The organism is Terriglobus saanensis SP1PR4 (assembly GCF_000179915.2).
GTDB lineage: Bacteria > Acidobacteriota > Terriglobia > Terriglobales > Acidobacteriaceae > Terriglobus > Terriglobus saanensis.
Genome location: NC_014963.1, coordinates 4,266,417 through 4,289,341, shown reverse-complemented (window position 1 = coordinate 4,289,341; position 22,925 = coordinate 4,266,417). Strand labels below are relative to the sequence as shown.

At 60.7% G+C, this 22,925-nt stretch carries 18 protein-coding genes; 7 read left to right on the top strand and 11 right to left on the bottom strand.

All coding sequences use genetic code 11. The annotated features are described in order from the left end of the window. Positions 1 to 3: 3 nt before the first annotated feature. Genes ACIPR4_RS17675 through ACIPR4_RS17660 form a run of 4 tightly spaced genes read right to left on the bottom strand, consistent with a single transcriptional unit; the run spans position 4 to position 2,391 of the window. On the bottom strand, positions 4 to 840 hold the full coding sequence (locus ACIPR4_RS17675) for a LytR/AlgR family response regulator transcription factor (protein ID WP_013570032.1): 837 nt from the start codon (positions 838 to 840) through the stop codon (positions 4 to 6). Between the two features lie 32 nt (positions 841 to 872). Further along, positions 873 to 1,409 carry a double zinc ribbon domain-containing protein gene (locus ACIPR4_RS17670; RefSeq protein WP_013570031.1) on the bottom strand — a complete coding sequence of 179 codons (537 nt, stop codon included), beginning with the start codon at positions 1,407 to 1,409 and terminating at the stop codon, positions 873 to 875. A gap of 5 nt (positions 1,410 to 1,414) precedes the next feature. Next, positions 1,415 to 1,762: a hypothetical protein gene (locus tag ACIPR4_RS17665; protein ID WP_013570030.1), complete on the bottom strand. Its 348-nt coding sequence runs from the start codon at positions 1,760 to 1,762 to the stop codon at positions 1,415 to 1,417. Beyond that, positions 1,759 to 2,391, bottom strand: coding sequence for an RNA polymerase sigma factor (locus ACIPR4_RS17660; RefSeq protein WP_013570029.1), 633 nt, complete (start codon positions 2,389 to 2,391; stop codon positions 1,759 to 1,761). Before ACIPR4_RS17660 ends, ACIPR4_RS17665 begins: the two co-directional genes overlap by 4 nt. Before the next feature lie 77 nt (positions 2,392 to 2,468). On the opposite strand from ACIPR4_RS17660, the gene rlmB reads away from it, so the two are divergent. Together rlmB and ACIPR4_RS17650 are read left to right on the top strand one after the other, a co-directional pair. Then, entirely contained in the window at positions 2,469 to 3,260 is a 792-nt protein-coding gene (rlmB, locus tag ACIPR4_RS17655) for a 23S rRNA (guanosine(2251)-2'-O)-methyltransferase RlmB (RefSeq protein WP_013570028.1), read from the top strand. Then, the gene (locus tag ACIPR4_RS17650; RefSeq protein WP_013570027.1) at positions 3,257 to 5,407 is read left to right on the top strand and encodes a hypothetical protein; all 2,151 of its coding nucleotides are present in this window, start codon (positions 3,257 to 3,259) and stop codon (positions 5,405 to 5,407) included. Before rlmB ends, ACIPR4_RS17650 begins: the two co-directional genes overlap by 4 nt. 50 nt (positions 5,408 to 5,457) lie before the next feature. On the opposite strand, the gene ACIPR4_RS17645 is transcribed toward ACIPR4_RS17650, so the two are convergent. The 5 genes from ACIPR4_RS17645 to rnc all read right to left on the bottom strand — a co-directional run bounded on the left by ACIPR4_RS17645 (position 5,458) and on the right by rnc (position 10,256). After that, on the bottom strand, positions 5,458 to 7,095 hold the full coding sequence (locus ACIPR4_RS17645; protein WP_041586176.1) for an AsmA family protein: 1,638 nt from the start codon (positions 7,093 to 7,095) through the stop codon (positions 5,458 to 5,460). Positions 7,096 to 7,118: 23 nt separating this feature from the next. Then, positions 7,119 to 7,916 (bottom strand): signal peptidase I, encoded by a 798-nt coding sequence (gene lepB / locus ACIPR4_RS17640; RefSeq protein WP_013570025.1) that lies wholly within the window; start codon positions 7,914 to 7,916, stop codon positions 7,119 to 7,121. Between the two features lie 96 nt (positions 7,917 to 8,012). Continuing rightward, positions 8,013 to 8,780, bottom strand: a complete 768-nt coding sequence (lepB, locus tag ACIPR4_RS17635) for a signal peptidase I (RefSeq protein ID WP_013570024.1) — start codon at positions 8,778 to 8,780, stop codon at positions 8,013 to 8,015. A gap of 28 nt (positions 8,781 to 8,808) precedes the next feature. Continuing rightward, a complete protein-coding gene (gene lepB / locus ACIPR4_RS17630; protein ID WP_013570023.1) occupies positions 8,809 to 9,501 on the bottom strand; it encodes a signal peptidase I in 693 nt (230 codons plus the stop codon). Next, on the bottom strand, positions 9,498 to 10,256 hold the full coding sequence (gene rnc / locus ACIPR4_RS17625; protein WP_013570022.1) for a ribonuclease III: 759 nt from the start codon (positions 10,254 to 10,256) through the stop codon (positions 9,498 to 9,500). The genes lepB (ACIPR4_RS17630) and rnc overlap by 4 nt, the downstream gene beginning before the upstream one ends. 39 nt (positions 10,257 to 10,295) lie before the next feature. Between rnc and ACIPR4_RS17620 the strand changes: the two genes are divergently transcribed. Both ACIPR4_RS17620 and ACIPR4_RS17615 read left to right on the top strand, forming a co-directional pair. Then, positions 10,296 to 10,967 (top strand): KdsC family phosphatase, encoded by a 672-nt coding sequence (locus ACIPR4_RS17620; RefSeq protein WP_013570021.1) that lies wholly within the window; start codon positions 10,296 to 10,298, stop codon positions 10,965 to 10,967. A gap of 44 nt (positions 10,968 to 11,011) precedes the next feature. Beyond that, positions 11,012 to 11,296 carry a helix-turn-helix domain-containing protein gene (locus tag ACIPR4_RS17615; RefSeq protein WP_013570020.1) on the top strand — a complete coding sequence of 95 codons (285 nt, stop codon included), beginning with the start codon at positions 11,012 to 11,014 and terminating at the stop codon, positions 11,294 to 11,296. A gap of 406 nt (positions 11,297 to 11,702) precedes the next feature. Here the strand turns inward: ACIPR4_RS17615 and ACIPR4_RS17605 are convergent, their stop codons facing one another. Then, complete coding sequence (locus ACIPR4_RS17605; RefSeq protein ID WP_013570018.1) at positions 11,703 to 13,988, bottom strand: OPT family oligopeptide transporter; 2,286 nt, start codon at positions 13,986 to 13,988, stop codon at positions 11,703 to 11,705. A gap of 144 nt (positions 13,989 to 14,132) precedes the next feature. Here ACIPR4_RS17605 and ACIPR4_RS17600 point away from each other — a divergent pair, with 144 nt between their 5' ends. The 3 genes from ACIPR4_RS17600 (at position 14,133) to ACIPR4_RS17590 (ending at position 20,735) form a co-directional block, all read left to right on the top strand. Further along, positions 14,133 to 14,894 carry a DUF5666 domain-containing protein gene (locus tag ACIPR4_RS17600; RefSeq protein ID WP_013570017.1) on the top strand — a complete coding sequence of 254 codons (762 nt, stop codon included), beginning with the start codon at positions 14,133 to 14,135 and terminating at the stop codon, positions 14,892 to 14,894. 85 nt (positions 14,895 to 14,979) lie between these two features. Further along, positions 14,980 to 18,507: a carboxypeptidase-like regulatory domain-containing protein gene (locus ACIPR4_RS17595; RefSeq protein WP_013570016.1), complete on the top strand. Its 3,528-nt coding sequence runs from the start codon at positions 14,980 to 14,982 to the stop codon at positions 18,505 to 18,507. Between the two features lie 26 nt (positions 18,508 to 18,533). Beyond that, positions 18,534 to 20,735, top strand: coding sequence for a VWA domain-containing protein (locus ACIPR4_RS17590; protein WP_013570015.1), 2,202 nt, complete (start codon positions 18,534 to 18,536; stop codon positions 20,733 to 20,735). A gap of 81 nt (positions 20,736 to 20,816) precedes the next feature. Here ACIPR4_RS17590 and yoaA read toward each other — a convergent pair whose 3' ends face one another. After that, on the bottom strand, positions 20,817 to 22,838 hold the full coding sequence (gene yoaA / locus ACIPR4_RS17585; protein ID WP_013570014.1) for a DNA repair helicase YoaA: 2,022 nt from the start codon (positions 22,836 to 22,838) through the stop codon (positions 20,817 to 20,819). Between the last annotated feature and the right edge of the window lie 87 nt (positions 22,839 to 22,925).

The window sequence follows — 22,925 nt, the reverse complement described above, 5'->3', positions numbered from 1 at the left end:
AAATCAAAGATTGAAGAGTTCCCGTAGCCGCTTCGTCTGCGAACGACTTACCGGAAGGCCCGTCTGTTTCTTATCATCCATGCGCAACTGGTAGCTCGATTTGAACCACGGCACGACTTCGCGAATGTGTTCGATGTTTACGACATGCGAACGGTGTGCTCTCCAAAACATCTCGGGATCGAGTTGGTCCATCAATTCCTCAAGCGTTCTGCAGTTCGAGGTACCCTCAATCGCCTGCGTCACAATGCGAATGGAGCCGTCATCGGTCGCGGCAAAGCAGATCTCCTTCTGATCGATCAGAAGCAAACGCTGTTGCGCCCGGACCACAACCTTGCCCGTCTGCTGCTGTTTTTGCGAAGGCATCGGGGAAGTGGAGCCAGCCTGTTGCTCCAGCAGCTTCAGCAGAGAGTCCAGTCGCGCATCGGTGGACGGAACAGCGACTCCGCTCTCTTCGCTTTGCGTTCGTGCCCTGACCTTGTCGATTGTCTGTTGCAGACGCGCGCGATCGAAGGGCTTCAGGAGATAGTCCACAGCGTTTACTTCAAACGCTCGCACCGCATATTGATCGAACGCCGTGGCAAAGACGACCTGCGGCATACGTCCCTTGGTGTCGCGATGCTCGCGCGCCAGAAGCTTTTTCAGAACGGCAAAACCATCCAGCCCCGGCATCTGCACATCCAGAAAGACAAGATCCGGCTGGTGCGTGCGGATCAGGTCGACCGCCTCGATGCCATTGTTCCCAATGCCAACGATCTCCACGTCCCCCACGCGTCCGAGCAGATACTCTAGCTCTTCCCGCGCCAGGGTCTCGTCGTCCACGATAATGACTCGTAACGGCATCGATTCAGTATAGGGTTTTGCGTGGTTGCCGCTTAGTCGCTGAAGGTTCGCAGACGTGCGGGAGAAGCATCCTTGGCCAGTTCATGTCCGCAGTTCACGCAGTAGACGTCTGTGATTTGCACGCCGCGATAGCACTGTCCGCAGACCGGCGCCATCTGGAACTGGCACTCCGGGCAGAAGTGGAAGCTCGAAGCCACCTCGGTCGAACACGACGGGCACTTGGACAACATCGGCTCGCGCAGCATGAAGTACACAATCGCCCCGATGAAACCAGGAATCACCAGAACGATCAGCATCCACAGACCGGCAGACATATTGCGTCGCTTTACATCGCGACTGATATAGCCGATCAGCAAAACATAGCTGGCAATCGCCATGCCCCAGCTGTATCCCATCAGGAGGCGCATGGGCAGCAGATCATGACGCGGATGCGGCATCACGTAATGGAAGATGTACTGCCAGAACGCAAAGACCGCAAGCGAGAGCACAATAGACCAGCGCGGGATCAGGTTCATCTCGCTATCGCCCTTGCCCGTATCGCGTCCGCGACTTATCTCATGGCTCCACATAATAGTTATCGGGTCGCCTCGTCCGACCTGTTGCGCCGCATCCAGACCATGGCAATCCCGGCAATGGACACCGGGAGCAGCCATAGAAGGAGGATGGAAGAGAGTCCACCTGGTTCGGAGGAAAGCATGGAAGTCTCCGGAATCGAGCTTTCGGTCTTTTGCTCCATCACGGCCCACACCGCATAGCAGACCATCATCAGCAAGATCGAGCACAGGCTGAGCGGCAGCCACAGATCTTTGAGCCGTGACCGCTGCGCCTGCATCGCTTCTGCCCTCTGCCGTACCGCACGTCGCGTCCGATTCACCACAGCGGCATTCGCACCCTGTGTTCTTCCGTCGATCCGCTCGATCATCGCGCGGCCTCCGCAAACGCTCTGCGTGCCTGCAAACCTTCAATCTCTGGCTTCAGCGAAGCCAGACCGCGATAGAGGCGCGACTTGACGGTAGAAAGCGGTGCCCGCGTCATCGTTGCAATCTCTTCGAGCGACATCTCTTCGTGAAAACGAAGCGTTAGGACCTCGCGATAGTTCGGTTCAATCTTCAGTAAGACTTCGGCCACCAGCGCGGCATCCTCACGCGACTGAAACTGTTGGAAGGGGGAAGGAGCATCCAAAACCACTTCGAAGGGGCGCTCATCTTCGCCGACGGGGTCCTGCATCGCGTCCAGGCTCGCCATCGTCCGCTTGCGGGACAGGTCAATCACCAGGTTCCGTGCGATCGTGAACAGCCAGGTATCGAACCGCGCCTTGCCGTTGTATTGTGCACCGCGTAAAAGAACGCGCATCCATGTCTCCTGGAAAAGGTCTTCCGCAACTTCGCGGCGTCCAGACAGAAACAGGAGATATCGCATCAAACGATGCTGATATTGCTCAATCAAAAGGTCCAGAAGTTCAGGGTCCTGCCGTTTTAAACCGTAGGCAATCGCAGCATTTTCGCGCTGTGTCTCTTCGACCGTCATGGTCTGAGCTGTTTTCACCTGCATAAGAAGACGCTACCAGAACACAGAAAGTCGCGAAAGCACTCAATTTCGTCGAAATGGGGCGAGTAAACTAGTTCAATATGGAACTGCTTTACGGCCTGCATCCTGTGCAGGAGGCCGTCCGCTCCCGCCCGCGCGACCTCGATCACATCACTATCTCCCGCGAACGCAAGGACGCTCGGCTAGACGCCCTCGTCGAATCCGCCCGCTCTGCCGGTATCCGCATCACCTCGGAGCCCCGCGCTCAGATCGACCGCATGGCGAAAACCGAGATGCACCAAGGAGTTATCGCCTTTCTGCGCGAGCGCCGTGCCCTTGCCGTTGAAGACCTTCTCGCCGTGCAGAAGCCCGACGGCCAGCGCCGCTTCTTTCTCGCGCTGGACGGCGTGGAAGATCCGCATAACCTCGGTGCTCTCCTCAGAACGGCCGACGGAGCCGGTGTGGACGGGATTCTCCTTCCCGAACGCCGGTCTGCTCCCATTACCGCCGTCGTCGCCAAAACCTCCGCCGGAGCCACGGAACACGTCCGCATCGCCAAGGTTACCAATCTCGTCCGCGCCCTGGAACGGATGAAAAAGGATAATATCTGGGTCATCGGGCTCGACGAGCGCGGCACCCCGGATTACACCGACTTCGACTTCGCCCCCACGGACTGCGTGCTTGTTCTGGGTAGCGAAGGCGCCGGTCTGCACGATCTTGTCAAAAAAACCTGCGACTATCTCCTCCGCATCCCCATGGCCGGAGGCGTCTCGTCTCTGAACGTCTCTGTGGCTGGAGCCGTCGTGATGTACGAAGTCGCACGGCAGCGCCGGGCACCCTCCGCTCCCCCGCCCGTCAAACAGAAGAAACCCCAAAAAGGCCTCGGTTCGTGAAAAAGCTTTACCCCACTCTCGCTCTCTGCACCACCCTCCTGATCCCCCAACTCTCCGTCTCCCAAAGTGCCCCATTCTTTCGCGGCACTATCGCGAAAGGGTGGGGTCGCGCGGAGCGCACAAACGGATCTCAGGGGAAAGCAGCGACCTTCCCGCTCATGGCGGCATTGACGTACCCCCAAGACTCCCAAACTACGCAACCGGCTCCTGAACCCCCCAAAGGCACCGTCGTCTTCCAGCGCCACGACGAAGCCGCCCCGGACGCTCCCGCCCCGCCGCCCGTTGCGCCGGAGCTGAAACCCCATGGAGTTTCCTCGAGCGTCCCCGCCGAAGAGTCGCAGACGGCAGCGGAAAAGATCCCCGACGCCGATCGCCAGGCCATCGCGATCACGGCCTACAACCTGGACATGCATCTCAACCTGACCACCGGAGCCACCACCACCCGCGCCCGCCTGACTGTCCGCAACGATGCCACCAGCGCTCTTACGCACATCCCGCTCCAGATCTCCAGCAGCCTCAAGTGGCAGAGCGCCCGCGCCGGGAACAAGGCGGCGGACTTCGAGCAGCACCCCCTCTTCACCGCAGCCGACCATACTGGCACCGCGACAGAGATCGTCCTCAACACCCCCCTGGCCGCCGGCGCCTCTATCGATCTCGACCTCTTCTACGAAGGCGCACTCACACCCAGCACCGAACGCCTCGAACAGATCGGCGCGCCCGCGCCGCAGGCCGCTGCCTCGGACTGGGATGGCTTTGGCCTCCCGTCGGAGACAGCGGTGCAAGGCGTTCGCGGTATGGGCAACGTGCTCTGGTATCCGGTTGCTCAGCCTCCCGTCTTTCTCGGTGAGGGGAACAACCTCTTCGCCGCCGTTGGCCAAAGCCGCCTTCGCCAGCAGGAGGCTACCTTCCGCCTCCGCCTTACCCTGGAATTCTCCGGCTCCATACCGGATGCCGCCTTCTTCTGCGGTCAGCGCCAACCGCTGGTTTCCCTCACGCCACAGGAAACTACAGCCGACCCAGCTCCCACAGCGCTCGCCACCGCCACGTGGGATTTCGCCCGGCTCGGCTTTCGCACGCCGAGCCTCTTCGTTGCTGTACCGTCGCCAACTGAGAGCCCCGACCACCTTCTTCAGGTCGTAACCAATCACGTGGACACCGTTTCCAGCTACACTGCTGCGGCCAAGCTTGCTCAGCCGCTCCTCTCGGCGTGGCTTGGGGCTTCGCCGCTGGAAGAACTGACCCTCCTCGACCTCGGCACACCCAACGCCTCGCCTTTTGAAGAGGGAAGCACGCTCGCTCTACCGCTGCACATCACCGATGCCGCTCGCCTGGCACCCTCCATGGTGCACGCCCTTACGCACGCTTGGTCCAACTCGCCGGAGCCCTGGCTCTCCGAAGGTCTGGCGACCTTCATGGGGCAGCTCTACCTCGAACGCCTCGGAGGCCCGACCGGCCGCGAGACCGCCCTTGCCGCCGGCGAACCAGAACTGCGTGCCCTCGCTCTCTACGAGTCCTCGACCGTAGCTACGGACGCTGCCGTCTCCACCTCCGCCATGCCTGAACACCCCGCTCTCACCGCCTGCCCTGACCCCATCTGCTACCGCACCAAGGGCGCAGCCATCTTCCAGATGCTTCGTACCCTTGCGGGTGAAGATGCTCTGAAGCAGACCCTGCAGGCCTTTCGGATCGCAAAGAATCAGGACTCTGCCAGCTTCGAGGCGTTGCTGGAAAAGACCTCAGGGAAGGATCTGGGATGGTTCTTCGACGACTGGGTGAACCATGACCGCGGACTTCCTGACCTCACTATTGTGAACATCGCGCCGCGCTCCATTGCGCCCAGCACAAGCACGGCCAACGGCCACGGCACGCTGGAAAGCACACCCACCGGCCAGCAGGTCCGAACCGAAGGCGGCTGGATCACGGCCATCGCCGTCTCCAACGACGGAGGAGCCACCACCGACGTGCCCGTTACACTCCGCACCGGAACCTTCACCACAACGGAACGCCTGCGCATTCCTGCTCACGGTCGCGCGACGGTCCGCATGCTTACCCCCGCTCAACCGGACGAAGTTACAGTGAACGACGGCACCACCCCGGAACTCCGAAGCAGCACGCATACCCGCTCGATCACGGAACGCCAGCCGTAAGAGTTTTCAGACTAGATGCCGTTTCACTATTGACTCCTTAGCCAGGAATCTTAACCTCTGTGTCCACGCTTATGCACAGGGGCCGCCACCGGCTTGGACCAGATCTGCGTCCCACCCCAGGGCCGGTACGAAACCCATTCCCCAGATCCCTCCGGCAGCCCATCCATGAGAGGTGGCAGGCGTCTCTCCAGTGCCTCAAGAAACTCTGTGGAGGTCGTCGCGGGGTAATGTACGCGCAGACCTTCGCCGTTGATGGAAGCTTCGGCGTCTCCGCCGGGAAGATCGGCGACCGTCTTGTCCGGATGCAATGCATGCGAGACGCTCGCGACGATCTGCAACGAACGGCCGCCAGTTCCATCACTGCCAATGGTGGCGTCGGCATGAATGGGCAGACGCTCCGTCGTCGTTTTGGAAAGGACAGCTCCGCGAGTCGTTACGGGCAGAGACAAGGCGCAATCGCAGGTGGCGCTTCCCGCCCACAGACCAGCAGTCCCGGGACCGTAAGAGAACGTCCCATGCATCTCGCCTGTAGCGCTCAAGGATTGCGGGATTCTCTGCGAAAACAGACGCAGCCAGTCCAGCGCATAGCCAGGAGCCACACCGGCCAGGCTCGCCTGCAGGTCAGCAGACTTCCAATCGAAGAGGCTCGGCAGGTCGCCCGTCAGAGCGAGTGTTCCAGCATTCACGCCCTCGATCTGGCCGCCAGCTTCCGTCCCCGTCAGAGCCGCGGCGTCTACGGGAATCGAGCATCGCAGACCACGCAGCTCCCGCAGAACTCCGGTTGCGCGTGCCTCGCAGTGCGCGTCGATCTCCATCAAGCGCGTCGGAACAAAGTCCGACCGCCGGACATCCGTCATGTGCAATGTGGCCGTCACGGAGGCATCGCCTAGCGTGCCATCGACCTTCACCTCTGCGGCTGCATCGCCTCTCCAACCGGCGTCATATCCCACCAGAACCTTGCTGGCTTCACCCAGAGGTGTCCGTCGCCAGACGGCTTCGGCCTGGATGGGAACGTCGCTCATCTTTGCGGCGCGGCGAAGCGTCGCCTCCACGCGAAGCTCTCCCGTATCGCTGGCGTCCGTATCGGTGCGCGCGGGCTTGGCCTTCAGGCGAAGCCGCCACTCCTGCGGATCGGGCAGCCACAGGGCAAACTCCGCACCGGTCAGGCTGAACGGCGTCTTCTCGTCGCCCAGTTTTACATTCACGCGCGCATCGGTTGCTTCGATATAGGGAAAGCGCGGCGTCGAACCTGCACGCTTCTGCTGCGTGGGAGCCGCATCGATCTGCGACGCCTGCAACAGGATCGTCTCCAGGTTCCAGCGTCCGGCAGCGTTCCGCACGAGATTCACGCTCGGCGCGGTCAGGCTGATCGTGGAAAACTCCAACTTGCCTCGCCACAGCGAACTCACGCGAAGAGTTGCCTTCACTTCATCGGCGCGCATCACGGGCTCCGATCCAAACTGCGGATCTTCGCTCACAACAAAGTTTTCCAGAGTGAACCCGGGCAAGGGAAGCAGGGTCATGCTGACGCTGTCCAGATGCACCGGCCGACCCACGCTCCTGGAGATGCTCGACGCGATGCGCCGCTGAAAGCGGTTAACATTGACCAGCGGAGGCAGCAGGGCCAGGACCACAAGCGCCAGCAGCACGCATGCCGCAATCACCAGTCGCTTCCGTAGAACGCTCATACCGCTCTTTGTTTCCAGGGTCGTCACACTACCCTATGGAACGTACGCTTCCACCGCGTCTGGTCAAAGATATGCAGCAGAATGTGGCCCATAAACGCCACGCGCTCATTCGCGCTCGTCTTGTACATCTGGTCTTCCGACGTCATGAAAGACCAGTAGATAAACATCGGTCGTCCCAGCACGGCTTCCTTCGGAATGAAACCCCAGAAGCGGCCATCCAGCGAGGCCAGACGGTTGTCGCCCATGCCGAAGATCTTGCCCTCGGGCACCACGAGTTCGCCGTTCACGATGTGGCTTTGCAACTCCGTCGCCCAGAGCGCGGTGATATTGCTATCGTCCGGCGGAGCGCTCGGAAAATCGTCGCGATACGCCTGGTACCCGTGCATCGGGTCACCGTCATCCGGCATGGAGATCTGCGGTTCAACCTGTGCCACGCCGTTCAGATACAGGACACCATGCCGCAGGTGAATGCGGTCGCCCGGCAGACCGATGGCGCGCTTTACCAGGATCAGGTCAGGCGACTCGGGATTGGGCTTCAGGAAAACAATGATGTCGCCGTGCTGTACGGGGCGGTAGTGCACCAGGGGCATCCACTTCGTGGGCGGCGCAAAGGTCGTGTGGTCCACCACAAGGTGGTCGCCGATCAGCATCGTCGGCACCATCGAAGACGACGGAATCTCAAAGTTCTGCGCGACAAATGTCAGCACAAACAGACCCACCACCAGCACAAACGCCATGCCGGAGATCGACTCCAGCAGAGTCTCCTTGCGCTCCTCTACGACTTCCACGGCCTGCTGCTTCTCCACGACTGTCTCTGACAAAATGTGCCTCACCGACCCCCGTCCAGTGTACGGAACCCGCCTTCACAACGGAAGTCCAACAGAGGAAAAGGCAGGCGTCAGGTCAGTGGGAAGCAATCAGACAATCCGGTGAAACGTACGCTTCCATCGCGTCTGATCAAAGAAATGGACCACTACTTGGGTAAAGAAGGCCACGCGCTCGCTCGCACTGGTCTTCTGTTCCTGGTCCTCTGGTGTCATGAACGACCAGTACACGAAGAGCGGGCGTCCCAAAACAGCCTCCCGGGGAATGAACCCCCAGAATCGGCTGTCGAGCGAACCCACGCGGTTGTCGCCCAGACCGAGGATCATGTCGTCCGGTACGACAAGGTCGCCATTCACGACATGGCTCTGCCATTCGTTCGCCCAGGTTGCCGTCATCCGCGGATCGGCAGGTCCATTCGGAAAGTCATCCCGAAACGGTTCATACGTGTGGATCGGGTCGCTCTCGTCGGGCACGGAGATCTGCGGCTCTTTTTGTGCCACGCCATTCCGGTACAGGATGCCATGCCGCAGGTGAATCCGGTCGCCCGGCAGGCCGATCGCCCGCTTCACCAGGATCATGCCCTCCAGCGTTGGCTTCAAAAACACCACGACATCGCCGTGCCGGATGGTTTGATAGGGGACCAGGGGCATCCACTTCGTCGGTGGAGCAAAGGTCGCGTGATCCACCAGTACGTGGTCGCCGATGAGCAGCGTAGGCACCATGGACGGGGATGGAATCTCGAAGTTCTGCGCTACAAACGTCAGCACAAACAAACCAACCACCAGCATAAGGGCCATGCCGGAGATGGACTCCAGAAGGGTCTCCTTACGCTCCTGCTTTTCCAGAACCATCTCTGCCACTATGTCTCTCCTGAAGATCTTCCCGCCGCTACCGAACCACTGAAAGCACCCTGCGCCAGCGTCCCAGACGCCGCAAGCGATGCCAGAACGTACCTTCTTCGTCGCCGCGTACCGAAAAGTAGACCAGCAGCGGCGAGCCCACAATCTTCGTCTCCGGCACAAATCCCCAGTACCGGCTGTCCTGGCTGTTATTGCGGTTGTCACCCATCATGAAGGCGTCCCCGCCGGGCACCTGCAGAGCGCCACTCTGCACGCGGGAGCGCATCTCCACCCACCAGGCTGCGTCGGTATCGGGATCGCGCTCCTGCATGTTAGGGAAATCATCGCGAAACCGACTCCGTGCCGCTGGAGCATAAACGGCATACCCTTCAGGCCGCGGGGTTCCGTTCAGGACCACCTGGCCTGCATGCAGCGCGACAGAATCCCCACCCACGGCAATCACGCGTTTGACCAGCAGCGTATCGGTGACGGGCTGATAGAAGACGGCAACATCCCCCCGCTGGATCTTGCGGTAAGGCAGAAGCCATCTCCAACGTCCAGCCGGCGCCAGCGCCTGCTTGTTCACCAGCAGAAAGTCGCCCACCAGCAGCGTCTTTTCCATCGAAGCCGAAGGAATGCGGTACGGCTGCAAAAGGAATGTCAGCACAAAGACGGCCACCACGGTCGCACGCAGCATGGACTGTAGCGTTGGAAAGACCCCGTGCTGCGGTACTTCACTCAAGCAATCTTTCCTCGCAGCTCAAGAAACGCAATCTCGGCGGCCTTCTGCTGCGCCGCCTTTTTTGTCGGGCCCTCTCCGACGGCCAGCAGGGTCTCTTTCTTGGACGCCGCGTCGCCTTCGACGAGCATCAGCTCTACCCGAAAATGTTTGCGATGGTCCGGCCCGCTCTCCTCTGCTGTCACATAGCGAGCGACGGCAGAACCCACACCCCGCGCCTGCAACAGCTCTTGAAGGGCGGACTTGTAGTCGCCAACCACGCCGCCGAAGTGCGTCTGTTCGCCAGCCGCGCGCTCCAGCTCCGGCATCTTGGGCAGAACTACCTCGCGTTCGACGATCTCCTGCACTGCGGAGAGACCACCATCCAGATACACCGCCGCCAGAACGGCCTCCATCGCATTCGCCATCAGCGCGGGCTTCTTTCGTCCGCCGCTCTGCTCTTCTCCACGGCCCAGTTGCAAATACTCGCCCAGTCCCAGCCGCGCGCCCACTTCCCCCAGATGCTTGCGGCTGACCAGCAGCGCGCGCATCCGCGTTAATTCTCCCTCGCCAAGTGAGGGAAAGCGCTGGAAGAGACTCTCCGCTACAATCAACCCCACCACGGCGTCGCCAACAAACTCCATCCGCTCGTTACTTTCGGACGCGGTGCCGGCCTCAAATGCCAGCGAACTATGCGTCAGCGCGAGGTCCAAAAGTTTCGCATCGCGAAATTTGTACCCCAATCGCTCCGCCAATCCCGTCTTAGCCGCCTTCGCCATCCCTCCACTCTATCGAATCCGAGCAACTACAATCACCTCATGCCCTTCGAAGCCACCCCAGACGCCATTGCCCGTGCAAAGAACATCAAAATCCTCCTCTTCGACGTAGACGGCGTCCTTACTGATGGCAGCATCTGGGTCTTCCCAAAACCCGCCGGAACGGAGGAGACCGTGCATTCCGAGGGCATTGCCGCTCTGCAGGGAAAGGGAGGCTTCGGCATCCACTCCACCACTTTCGTCGAGGCCAAAGGCTTCAGCGCCCACGATGGCCTGGGCATCTCGCTCGCCCGCATCGCCGGGCTGACCTGCGGCATGATCACCAAGCGCGTCTCGGACTCCGTCGCCCTTCGCGCCCGCGACCTGCGCCTCGAATATCTCTACATGGGCCAGGCCCACAAGATGAACGCCGTCCGAGAGATCATGGAAAAGACCGGTGCTACGCTGGACCAGATCTGCTTCGTAGGAGACGACGTCGTCGACCTGCCCGTTCTCCGCGTCTGCGGCCTCGCCATCGGTGTAGCCAACGCCCGCCAGATCGTCAAAGACACCGTCCACTGGATCACGCCGCACTCTGGCGGCCAAGGTGCAGGCCGCGACGCTATCGAGTTCATCCTCGAAGCGCAGGGTACCCTCGCCCACGCCATCGAAGAGTACTGTGACGAGAAGAGCGCCATCGCCGCCGCTTCCGATATCGGGAACGGCAGCAATTAGCTTTGATAAATTGAGAGATGGTCTGGCGCTTCGAAGGAACTCCGATGAAAGATACATCGCAGCAGTTTGAAAACGTCTGGGACGCCCTGGCGGATACAACTGAGGAAGCAGGGAATCTCCGCGTACGCGCAGAACTTATGCAGCAGATTGACGCCATCGTCAGGAACGAAAAATGGACGCAGGTCGTAGCCGCGGCAAAGTGCGGCGTCACGCAACCGCGCATCAGCGATCTGCTGCGCGGTCGCGTCTCCCTTTTCTCTCTCGATGCTCTCGTTAATATCGCGACCGCCCTCGGCCGCAAAGTACGCGTCGAAATCGAGGCCGCATGAACTCGTTAACACATGCGCAACGAACGAAAAGTTCATTTAGAGCTACGTCTATGACGCTGCTCATGTTGAACGCCGTTGGTGCGGTTCTCTACGTGTTTGCTGCTTCGCGGGGTGGGTGGGCGATACCCGAGGAACGCGCAGCGGGAATACATGTCACAACAGGAGAACCATTCGTCTGGTTCCTTAGCATTCTGCCAATCGTTACAATTTTTCTGGTAATCAACTTGGCATGGGGGACAGGCATTCTCACTCGCCGCCATTGGCAAGGAGGACGGTTGTGGCTCATGGCAGCAGTAGTTTGGTTAGGGGCTTTGGCAGTCGATTTCGCACATCACTGACATAGCTAATCTAAGTCTAGTTTGACAGTGGTTGTCTCTTCGAGAGCTCTCGCATCTAAGTAACTCATCTACTTTGTCTCCGAAAGCGGCTTTCGCGCGAAGTAATAAAGGCTGAATGCCAGTAGCGCAAACATCACCACGCTCACCGGATCATGATGCAGCGGATTGTGATCGCTGAACCTCGGCATTACGTGATCCGTCGCGGCTTCATAGAGCCGGATCGCCACACCCATCAGGCCAACGATGCCTCCCGCCGCAATCAACCCCGAAGCATAGAGCGACCCCGGAGAGATCTCCTCGTTGTCGAGGTCCGTAAGCGCCTCGTTGTTCGTCACATCCGCTTCCATCTCATCGATCGTGCGTGTCGTCAGTAGAGCCTGCGCCTTGTGTTTGGCCATCGCACGATCCACCATCCAACGCATCACGCCACCCACAAAGATCGCCAGTGTCGTCGCAATGGAAAGATAAGCTCCCACCGCCAGCGTCAGACTGCGCACGCCCAGCAGTTCCACCATGATCACCAGCGCTACGCCCAGGAGTACCAGCGCCCACGGAAGCCGATGCGACAGGATGCCGTTGATCACCGTTGCCATCAGCTTGCCTTGCGGCGCTGCGGCCTTCTCGCTGCCGATGCCCTGGATCCACTGCACCTCCAGCGCGCCGGTGTCGGGATTCATCAGGTACTTGCCGTCGTCGAGCGTGTTCGACCCAATCGCATTCACCAGCGTGTAGTGCGAGGCGTTATTGACCTCCTCGCGATGCGCCTTGTCCTTCGGGTCGGAGAGCAGGATATGTGGTCGAGGAAACGCGCCCTTCAGCTGCACGCCTTCCGGCAGCGCTGCGACATTCAATACGATGGGCGTCGAGATCCGCCGAAACTCCTCCAACCCCGTGTTCATCGCCTTCAGCGTCAACCCGATCGAAAACACTGAAACGATCACGCCCACCATCACCGCAAGCTGCTGCTTCCACGGCGTCGCTCCGATCAGGAAGCCCGTCTTCAAATCCTGCGAAACGTCGCCCGCATTCGAGGCCGCAATGCAGACGATGCCGCCAATCGTAATCGCCAGCGCGCCAAACGCCGGTGCCGTCCAACCCTTCACCAGGAAGATCGCCGTCGTCGCCATCAGCGTAGCAATCGTCATCCCGGAGACCGGTGAAGCCGAGCTTCCCACGATGCCCACGATGCGTGCGCTTACGGTCACAAACAGAAATCCAAAGACCACCACCAGCAATGCCGCCGCGATGTTCGCCAGAGCACCGACTTGCGCTCCGGGAACAGGCTTGAACTGCAGAAACGCAAACATGATCACGACCAGCAGAAGCGATCCGCCATAGACCACCGAGTTTGGCAGATCATGCTCGGTGCGTGCGGCACTCTTTACAGCCTCGCCCACAACCGTCTTCTTGCGGAAGGTTCCCGCCAGCGCTCCGAAGATTGTAGGCAGGCTGCGGCACACCGTAATCAAACCACTGCACGCCACTGCGCCCGCGCCCATGGGCCGCACATAGGTCTTCCACATATCGGAGGGAGACATATCTTTGATCAGCGTCGTCGCGGGATACAGTGGCGACGTCAGATGCGATCCAAAGAAGTAGATCGCTGGCATCAGCACCAGCCACGAGAAGACGCCGCCCGCCAGCATGATCGCCGCCACGCGAATCCCGATGATGTAGCCCACGCCCAGGTACTCCGGCGTCACGTCCGCGCGGATCGAAGCGCCCTTCAGCAGGTGCTGCTCTCCGAAGTCCGGGTTATATGCGGGGGTAGAAGGGAACAAGCCAAACAGATTGTCGTTCTGAAACAGCGTGTAAAGGCCTCCGAGCCCAAGCCCCAGGAAGACTCGCGAAGCAAACGATCCGCCGCGCTCTCCCGCGATCAGCACATCCGCGCAGGCCGTTCCTTCCGGGTAGGTCAGCGTTCCATGCTCCTCCACGATCAACTGTCGTCGCAGCGGAATCATGAAGAGCACGCCCAGCCATCCGCCAAAGAGCGCCAGCGCAAAGATGCGCGCGTACTCCAGGTCGAAGCCCAGGAAGATTAGCGCAGGCAGCGTAAAGATCACGCCGCTGGCAATCGACTGTCCGGCATTTCCGGTGGCCTGAACAATATTGTTCTCCAGAATGGACGACCGCCCGAGTACGCGCAGGATCGAGATCGACAGCACCGAGATCGGAATAGACGCTCCTACCGTCAAACCGGCGCGCAGGCCGACATACACCGTGACTGCGCCGAAGAGCACGCCAAAGACCGCGCCAATCAGGATCGCCCGGACAGTTAGTTCAGGACGGTTCTCGCTGTCGGGAACGAAGGGGCGGAAGGCGGGGGTCGGTGCGTGGTGCGTCGTGGACATAAGCGTTTTCTCCGTGAGTGCCTCTGCTGGAAGTGAAAGCGAGTGTATCAGTCAGGCTCCATATTGATTTTTGTCGAGGAGAGCGTCTTTCCCAAACGCGATGCGTCTGTAATGGCATACGGTTGTTGCGTAGGGAGATTTACGATGCGTGCTCTGATCGGTCTGGTACTCGTAGGTTCGATGAGTTTGGCGATGCATGCGCAGGACGCTCCTGCGGGCGACGCTCCGCAGGGCGGCCAACGGCAGGGCCGCCGTGGCGGCTTCGGTGGCGGCAACGGAGTCGGCGGCACGGTCACCGCCATCAGCGACACCGTTCTCAATCTGAAGAGTGAGGCCGGTGAAGCCTACACCGTGGACCTCACCGCGAACACGCGCCTGATGAAAGACCGCCAGCCGGTCAAGACGTCCGACATCAAGGTGGGCGATACCGTGATGGCGATGGGCATGCAGGAGCCCGGCAAGCATGAGATCCACGCCGCCATGGTCGCGGTGATGACGCCGGAACAAGCCGCACAGATGAAGGCGCGCGAAAAAGAGATGCGCGAAAGCCTCGGCAAGACCCTCATTGCTGGTCGCATCACCAAGATCGACGATGTGAAAATTACCGTCATGCGTCCCGACAATGTAGAGCAGGTCATCGTCGTGGACGAGAACACCTCTTTCCGCAAGGGCGGCGGTGGTCGCGGCATGGGAGCTGGCATGGGTATGAGCGGCGGCGGTGCAGCTTCGGACACGCCCCCGGCGGGCGAATCCATCACGCTTGCGGATGTGAAGGTAGGCGAAAGCGTCACCGGACGCGGCGCGCTCAAAGGAGGCGTCTTCGTTCCCACAACCCTGACGATCATGGAACCCCGTCGCCCCAGACCGGACGGCGCTTCTGCTCCACCACCCTCTGCGCAGCAATAACTTTTTCGCAATAACTTTCTCTAAGTGCATCGCCATATCGTCTAGAGCGGTAAAAGCACGATCGACTTATAAGAAGGACGGAAGCTTGAAGACACATGTACTGGCTCTAGTCATGGCGGTGAGCGCTGCCGCGTCTCTGCCGCTCTGCGCGCAGGATGCCGCACCCGCAACGCCCTCGGCCACTCCAGCAGCGCCCGCGGCGGCAATAGAGACCCAGGGCGGCACCATCCGCGGAACGGTCAGCGCGGGCGCTGCTGATCCCAAGTCGCTTGGCGTCCCACTTCCCGGCGTCGCCATCACTGCGACCAACAGTCTTACCGGCAAAAAATACACCACCTCTACGGATGTTGACGGAACCTACGCTCTCGCCATCCCGCGTAACGGGAGATACGTCGTTCGCGCCGAACTGGCAGCCTTCGCCGCTACGACGCAGGAGGTCCTTCTCAACTCCACGGCACATGCAGGTACAGCTACCTTCCACATGGAACTCGCCAGCCGTGTTGCCGCGCGTGATGCCGCAGCAGGAGCCGAATCGACCGCTGGCGTCAACGCGCAGACGCTTGCACGCGGTCTTCAATCTCTCGGCATCGCTTCTGGTGGAGATGCGCAGACCAGTGATGCCACCGTTGGCGGAGGCGCCAGTGGAGCCGCGCTGCCCTCGATCTCCGGCGGAAGCGATCTTACCGATTCCGTCAGCGTCAGCGGACAGACAGGAACGACCAACGGCCTCGCCAACTTCTCCGAAGACGAGATCCGCAACCGCATTCAGGACGCCATGACCCAGGCGCGCGCTGGCGGCGGAGGCAACGGCGACATCGCGACCGCTGTCGTCGGGATGCTCGGCGGCATGATGGGCGGAGGCCCCGGCGGCATGGGTGGTCCAGGTGGTGGAGGACCGGGAGGTGGTGGGCCCGGTGGTGGTGGAGGGCGCGGCGGTGGTGGAGGCGGCTTTGGCGGTGGTGCCTTCCGCAACATGAATCCCAACGCAATCCATGGCAACGTCTTTTACCAGGGCGGCAACGGCGCGCTCGACGCTACGCCGTACTCGCTTACCGGCACTGCCGTGAAGCCTGCTTACAGCAGCAACCGTTACGGTGGCAGCTTTGTCGGTTCGCCTTATATCCCCGGACTCACGAAGCCCAACCCGAAGCAGTTTGTCTTCCTCAATCTCACAGGGGGACGCACGATCACGCCCTTCAACGCCTACGCCACCGTGCCTACGGTGGCACAACGGACCGGAGACTTCACCGGTCTCACGCAGACCGTCAACGGAGTCGCCGTTCCGGTCACCATCTATGATCCCACGACCGGTGCGCCCTTCGTCTGCAATGCACAGACGAATGTGATCTGCGCCAACCGTCTCTCCACCGCTGCGCAGAACCTGCTCACCTACTACCCGATGCCCAACATCGCGACCAACACGCAGAACTACAACTACCAGCGCATCGCCGCAGCGGGGAACAATTCCGCCGCCCTCTCCGCCCGCTTCGTACGCAATATCGGCGCACAACCCGCCTTCGGCGGTAGAGGAGGAGCAGGAGGTGGAGGCGGTGGACGCAGGCAGCGTCAGGACGCCCCCAAGACGCTGCGGCAAAACCTGAATGCCAGCTTTAACTATCAGCATGGCGCAACCGACGGTCTCGGCACCTTTGCCGTGCAGGACACCAAGGCCGCCACGGACGGCTACGGCCTCGGCGTCGGTTACTCCATCGGATATGGCCGCTTCAGCGATAACACCACGCTCAACTGGAACCGCTCGCACGCCCTGACGACCAATATCTACACCGGCACTCCCACCGACCCCACGGCGGCTGCGGGCATCGCTGTCCCCAAGCCATCTGCAGTCGCGACCGGCTTCTACAGTGGCCTCCCGACGATCGGTCTTACCAACTTCACCGGCTTTGGCGGAGGCAATCCGACTGACAGCGTCAACCAGACCGTCGCCTTCGGCAACGCCGTCAGTTGGAGCCATAAGAAACATAACCTCCGCTTCGGCTTCGACGTGCGGCGCGTCCACTATGACGTCCTTGGTTCTTCCAACGTCCTCGGCTCACTCACCTTTACCGGCTACGCCACCGCGGCTCCGTCCACCGTTACGACCACTGCCAGCACGCCCACGGGAAGCTCCTTCGCCGACTTCCTCCTCGGAGCTCCACAGCAGTCGAAGATCCAGGCCGCATCGTTCAAGACCTATCTCCGCGAGACTGTCTGGGACGGTTACGCCAATGACGACTTCCGTCTCCGCGCCAACCTGACCGTCAACGCCGGTCTGCGCTACGAGTACTTCGCGCCGTATGTTGAGAAATATGATCGCCTCGTCAACCTGGATCACAACGCGGACTTCACGCAGGTTTCTGCCGTCGTAGCCAATGGCACGGGGCCTTTCAGCGGCAAGTTTCCGCGCTCGCTTGTGCAGCCTGACCGAACGATGTTTTCTCCGCGCATCGGCATCGCCTATCGCCCCAAATGGCCAAAGCAGATCGTCATTCGCGCGGGCTATGGAATTAACTTCAACACGGGCCAGTACAGCCGTTTTGCGCGCAGCCTGCAGTCACAGCCACCCTTCGCCATCACGCAGACCAACACCGCCGGGCAGAGTGGATGCGGAACCTACGGCAGCTTCACGCTCGCCAACGCCTTCGGTTGCACTGTGTCCACCGTCACGCAGAACAGCTTTGCCGTGAACCGCAACTACCGCCTCGGTCGCGTGCAGGTGCTCAACGCGGATATTCAGAAGACGCTTCCGCTCGGCATCGTGCTCAACGTCGGCTACAACGGCTCGTTTGGTGGCGACCTCGATCTGCTCCGTGCTCCAAATCACACCGCTACCGGCGTGACCTCTGCAGACGCTACGGCCTTTACCTACGAAGACTCCATCGCGAACTCGCGCTTCAATTCCCTGACGATCAACGCTCGCAAGCGGATGCAGAAGGGCATTGCCCTCGGCGCAAGCTACGTCTACGGCCACTCCATCGACAACGCCTCCAGCATCGGCGGCAGCGGCGGAAACGTGATCGCGCAGAACGACCAGCGCCTCGATCTTGAGTACGGAAACTCCAGCTTCGATGTACGGCATTCCGTCACGGGCAACTATGTCTTCGAGCTTCCGTTCGGCCCCAACCGCGCCTTCTTCAATCAAGGCGGCGTGATGCCGAAGATCCTGGATGGCTTCTCCGTCTCGGGTACCTTCACCTTCGCCTCGGGCAGCTACTTCACACCGAGCTACGCCTCTACGATCGCCCAGGTGGCCTCCGGCGGGAACTACACTCTGCGTCCTGACCGCGTCTTCTCGCAGCCCATCAGTGGACCCGGAAGCTCTGCTCTCTGGTTTAACAGCGCGGCCTTTACTGCGCCTACCTCCTCTTCCGGTTACGGCACAGCGTCGCGTAACTCTATCGAAGGCCCCGGCACGGTGAATGTGAATATGTCCCTCGCGCGTACGCAAAGCTTCGGTGGAACCAAGTCTTTCGAAGCACGCGCCACCGCCAACAACGTCTTCAACACTGTCCAATACTCTGGAATCAACACGGTGCTCAACTCGGCGACCTTTGGCCGCGTCACCAGTGTGGCCAGCGCACGTCAACTCACCGTCCAAGCGAGGTATCGGTTTTGAAAGATCGCATACAGGATGGCAGTAGCATGTCAGCAGCTCACCTCATCGCGTCCGTGCGCGCAGTCGTAGCATCTTCTCTCGTAGCTACGCTCTGCGCAACTCCTCTCATGGCCCAGTCCGGCCAGATTCAGCAGCAGGGCAACGCGCAGTCGCAGGTCTTCACGCTCAACGTCCGCAGCGAACTCGTTTTGACCAACGTCGTCGTGCGCGACAAGAAGACCGGAGCCATCGTCAAAGGACTCAAGGCCTCCGACTTCACCATCACCGAAGACGGCAAGCCGCAGAAGGTCGCCTCCTTCGACTTTCAAAACGTCGACGAAGCAGCCGTGCTCAACGAAAAAACCGTCAGCGGCAAAGCGCCCACCATCGCAGAGATGATGGAAAATTCCATCGCAGCAGACGCCGCCGCACTTCGCGATCATCGCCTCATCGTCATGTTCTTCGATCTCGCCTCCATGCAGCAGGAAGATATCGACCGTGCCGTGGAAGCCGCGCAGAATTACATCAAGACCAAGATGCAGCCCGCCGACCTCGTCGCCGTGGCCAGCCTCAGCACCAGCCTTACACTCGATCACGACTTCACGGCGAACAAGGACTCGCTCCTCGCCGCCGTCGGAAAATATAACGGCACCGAAGGCCAGGGCTTCGCTGCTGGAACTACGGGCGATAGCGAAGGCACCGCCGACGACGCCACCAGCTTCACCGCCGACGACACCGAATACAACAACCTCAACACCGACCGTGAACTCTACGCCATCCAGTCCATCGCCAAGAGCCTCGAACGCGTCGACCAGCGCAAATCCATGCTGTATTTCTCTGGCGGACTCAGCCGCAACGGCATCGAGAATCAGGCCTCCCTGCGCGCCGCCACCAACGCTGCCGTCCGCGCCAACATGAGCATCTACAGCGTGGACACGCGCGGCCTCGAAGCCATCCCTCCCGTCGGCAACGCCAGCGTCGGCAGCCTGCGTGGAACTTCCGCCTACAGTGGTGCAGCCATGCAATCACGCCTCAGCTCCAACTTCTCCTCGCAGGAGACCCTCGCCACCCTCTCCAGCGATACGGGTGGTAAGTCTTTCTTCGACTCCAACGACTTTGCGCCCGCCTTCCAGCAGGTGCAGAACGACACCGAGGCCTACTACATCCTCGGCTTTCGCTCACAGAACCAGGCGCGCGACGGCAAGTATCGCCACCTCTCCGTCAAGCTCAACCGCAACGATGTAAAGCTCGACTTCCGCCCCGGCTACTACGCCCCCGCCGACTTCCAGCACCAGAAGACCGAGGACCGCGAGATCGCGCTCACCGAACAGTTGAAGAGCGACCTCCCCGCGACCGACGTCGCCGTCTATCTGCAGGCGCTCTACTTCCGACTCAGCGACAACCGCTACTTCGTTCCCGTCTCCGCCATCGTTCCCGGTTCGCAGATTCCCTTCATCAAGAACGGCGACAAGGACAAGGCCTCGCTCGATTTTCTCGGCGAAGTCCGCAACGCACAGCGCCTCGTCGTCGGTAACATCCGCGAAACGGTGAAACTGCAACTTGGCGCGGACCAGCAGGTGCAGCGCAAGAACATTCAGTACAACACCGGCTTCGCGCTCGCCCCGGGAAAGTATCACCTCAAGCTCGTCGTCCGCGAAAACCAGACCGGCGCGATGGGCAGCTTTGAAACCGATCTCAACGTGCCCGATCTGAAGAAATCTCCGCTCAAGCTCTCCAGCGTCCTGCTCTCCAGCCAGCGCGTTCCCAATACGACCAAGCGCACGGAAAACCCGCTGGTACGGGACGGCATGGAGTTTGTTGCCAACGTACCCCACGTCTTCCGCCAGGACCAGCATCTCTACGTGATGTACGAGGTTTACGATCCCGCGAAGGTCCGCGCGGTAGCCGCAGCCGATGCAGCCACAGCAAACAACGCCAGCACCAGCGGCCTCAAGGCCCGCCCCTCAGTAGGAGGCGTGCGCGTCCTTACCTCCATCCAGTTTCTAAGCGGCGGAAGCAAGGTATACGAAACGCCGTTAGTCGCAGGGACAGCCGTCAACCTACCGGAACGCGGAGCAGTGGGCTTCCAGTTCGACGTCCCACTCAGCGGCCTCAAACCCGGAACGTACGTCTGCCAGGTCAACGTGATAGACGACGCAGGCGGCACCTTCAGCTTCCCCCGCATGGCCGTCCGAGTCCTTGCACCGGCGACACCAGCAGTTACAGCCCAACCCGTCCCCGGAAACTAAACCCAAAGGAAACCAAAGCGGGTGCCCCATACATCGCGTTCTTTGCGATGTGTGGGTATTCGCGCAACGCGCGAACCGCTGTCACCCCTTAGCCTTAGGCTCAGCAAAGAACTCTTCCACATCCCCCAGCTCACTCGTAATCCGATACGGCGGCAGGCTATCCAGAAAGACCTTCCCATACCGCTGCGTTTGAATACGCGCATCCAGCAGCATCAGCACGCCGCGGTCCTCTACCGACCGAATCAGCCGCCCAAACCCCTGCTTCAGCGTAATCACCGCCTGCGGAATCTGCAGATCGTAAAACGGCTTGCCTCCCGCAGCTTCAATCGCCTCCATGCGCGCGCGAACCACGGGGTCATTCGGCACCGCGAACGGCAGACGGTCGATGATCACGCACGAGAGCTGCTCGCCCTGCACATCTACCCCCTGCCAGAAGCTGCTCGTGCCAAACAGCACCGCATTCGGCGTGGCACGAAACTCATCCAACAGGGCACGACGAGGCTGCGTCCCTTGCAGCAGTAGAGGGAAGGGCACCTCCACCAGCATGCGCTCGTACATCGCCCGCATCTGCGCATAGCTCGTAAAGAGGCAGAAGGCGCGACCCTTCGTAATCTCCAGAACGCGCCGCACACGCTCCGCCGCTCGCGGCATGTACGCCGAGTCACGCGGATCGGGCATATACGGCGGCAGATACAGCAGCGCCTGCTTCCCATACTGAAAGTGCGAAGGCACCACAAGCTCTCGCGGAAGCACCAGCCCCAGCCGCTTGCGAATATGCTCGAAGCCGCCCTGCACCGTCAGCGTAGCCGAGGTGAGAACCACGCAGGAAAAGCTCTCAAACAAGGTCTGCGTCAACAGCTCCGAAACATCGATCGGCGTGGCCTGCAGATGCGTATGAAACGCCTGCCCGCCCTGCGCCGCATTCCGCACTCCGCCCGCAGAGCGACGCTCGATCCAGAAGACGGTGTTGGGATCGTTCGCCTCCATTAAAAACTTCAGGCTGGTGCGGATCTCTCCCACCCTGCGGCGCAGACCCGAAGCTTCGTCCACTTCCTTCAAACGCTCCAGCTCGGACTCCAGCCGATTCAGCGCAGCCACTGCGCCTAGATACCCATCCCCGCGCTCCTCCAGAAAACCTTCACGGTCGTCGAAAGGCATGCGCCCGATCGTCGTCCCGATCTGCGGCAGCGAAGCGAAGAAGACCCGCGCCCGTTCGCGTAGCCAAATCGTTGCCGACTCGATCGAAGAGGACGAAGCGTTCTTCGCCTTCAACAGAGACTCCGTATCGCGCGCCAGTTCTTCAAAGCGCTGCTGAGAAAGAGCCACGCCAAAGTAATCGCTGGCCACATCCTCCATCTCGTGCGCCTCGTCGAAGACGACCGCCAACGCATCCGGGAGCACGCCAGCATCCGGAGCGTTCCCAGACTGCTGCTTGATATTCAGGTCGGCGAAGAAGAGATGATGATTGACGATCACGATCTCGCTTTCCAGCGCCTTCCGTCGCATCTCGGTCACAAAACACGTCTCAAAGTTCGGGCACGTCTGCCCCAGGCAGGCCTCGCTGCGGGCATCCAGCTTGCCCCACAGGGCAGAGTTTTCCGGCAGGCCGTTCACCTCGGCGCGGTCGCCTGTCTTCGTCTCGTGCTCCCAGTTAGAAAGAATGTGGAACTGGTCGATCTCGTCCAGACCGCTCAATAGTGGCTGCGCGCGCAGGGCATAGAGCTTCTGCTTGCAGAGATAGTTGCTGCGGCCCTTCATGTAGCAAACCTTCAGCGGCCCCAGCAGCGATTCCAGAAAGGGAATGTCCTTGAAGAAAAGCTGCTCCTGCAGGTTCTTCGTTCCGGTGGAGATGATGATGCGCTGCTGCGTCTCGCGCGCCTTGCGGATGGCGGGCAAAAGGTACGCCAGCGTCTTCCCCGTTCCCGTACCGGCCTCCACGATCAGGTGGCGCTTGTCGTCCATCGCCTTCTCGACGGCCTGCGCCATCTCGTACTGACCCTTGCGGTGCTCGTAGTGCAGCGACGACTGCGCCAGCACGCCGCCCGGCGAAAAGAAGTCCCGCAGGGTAGGAAGCGGCTCGGTCTGGGTCAGGGTCACAGGCATCGAAGAACAGGCGAAAACCCTATGATAGCGGCTGCCCGGGAGAAAAGCAGGTACGAATGGCCTTCAGTGGGCCAATACGGTGACGTT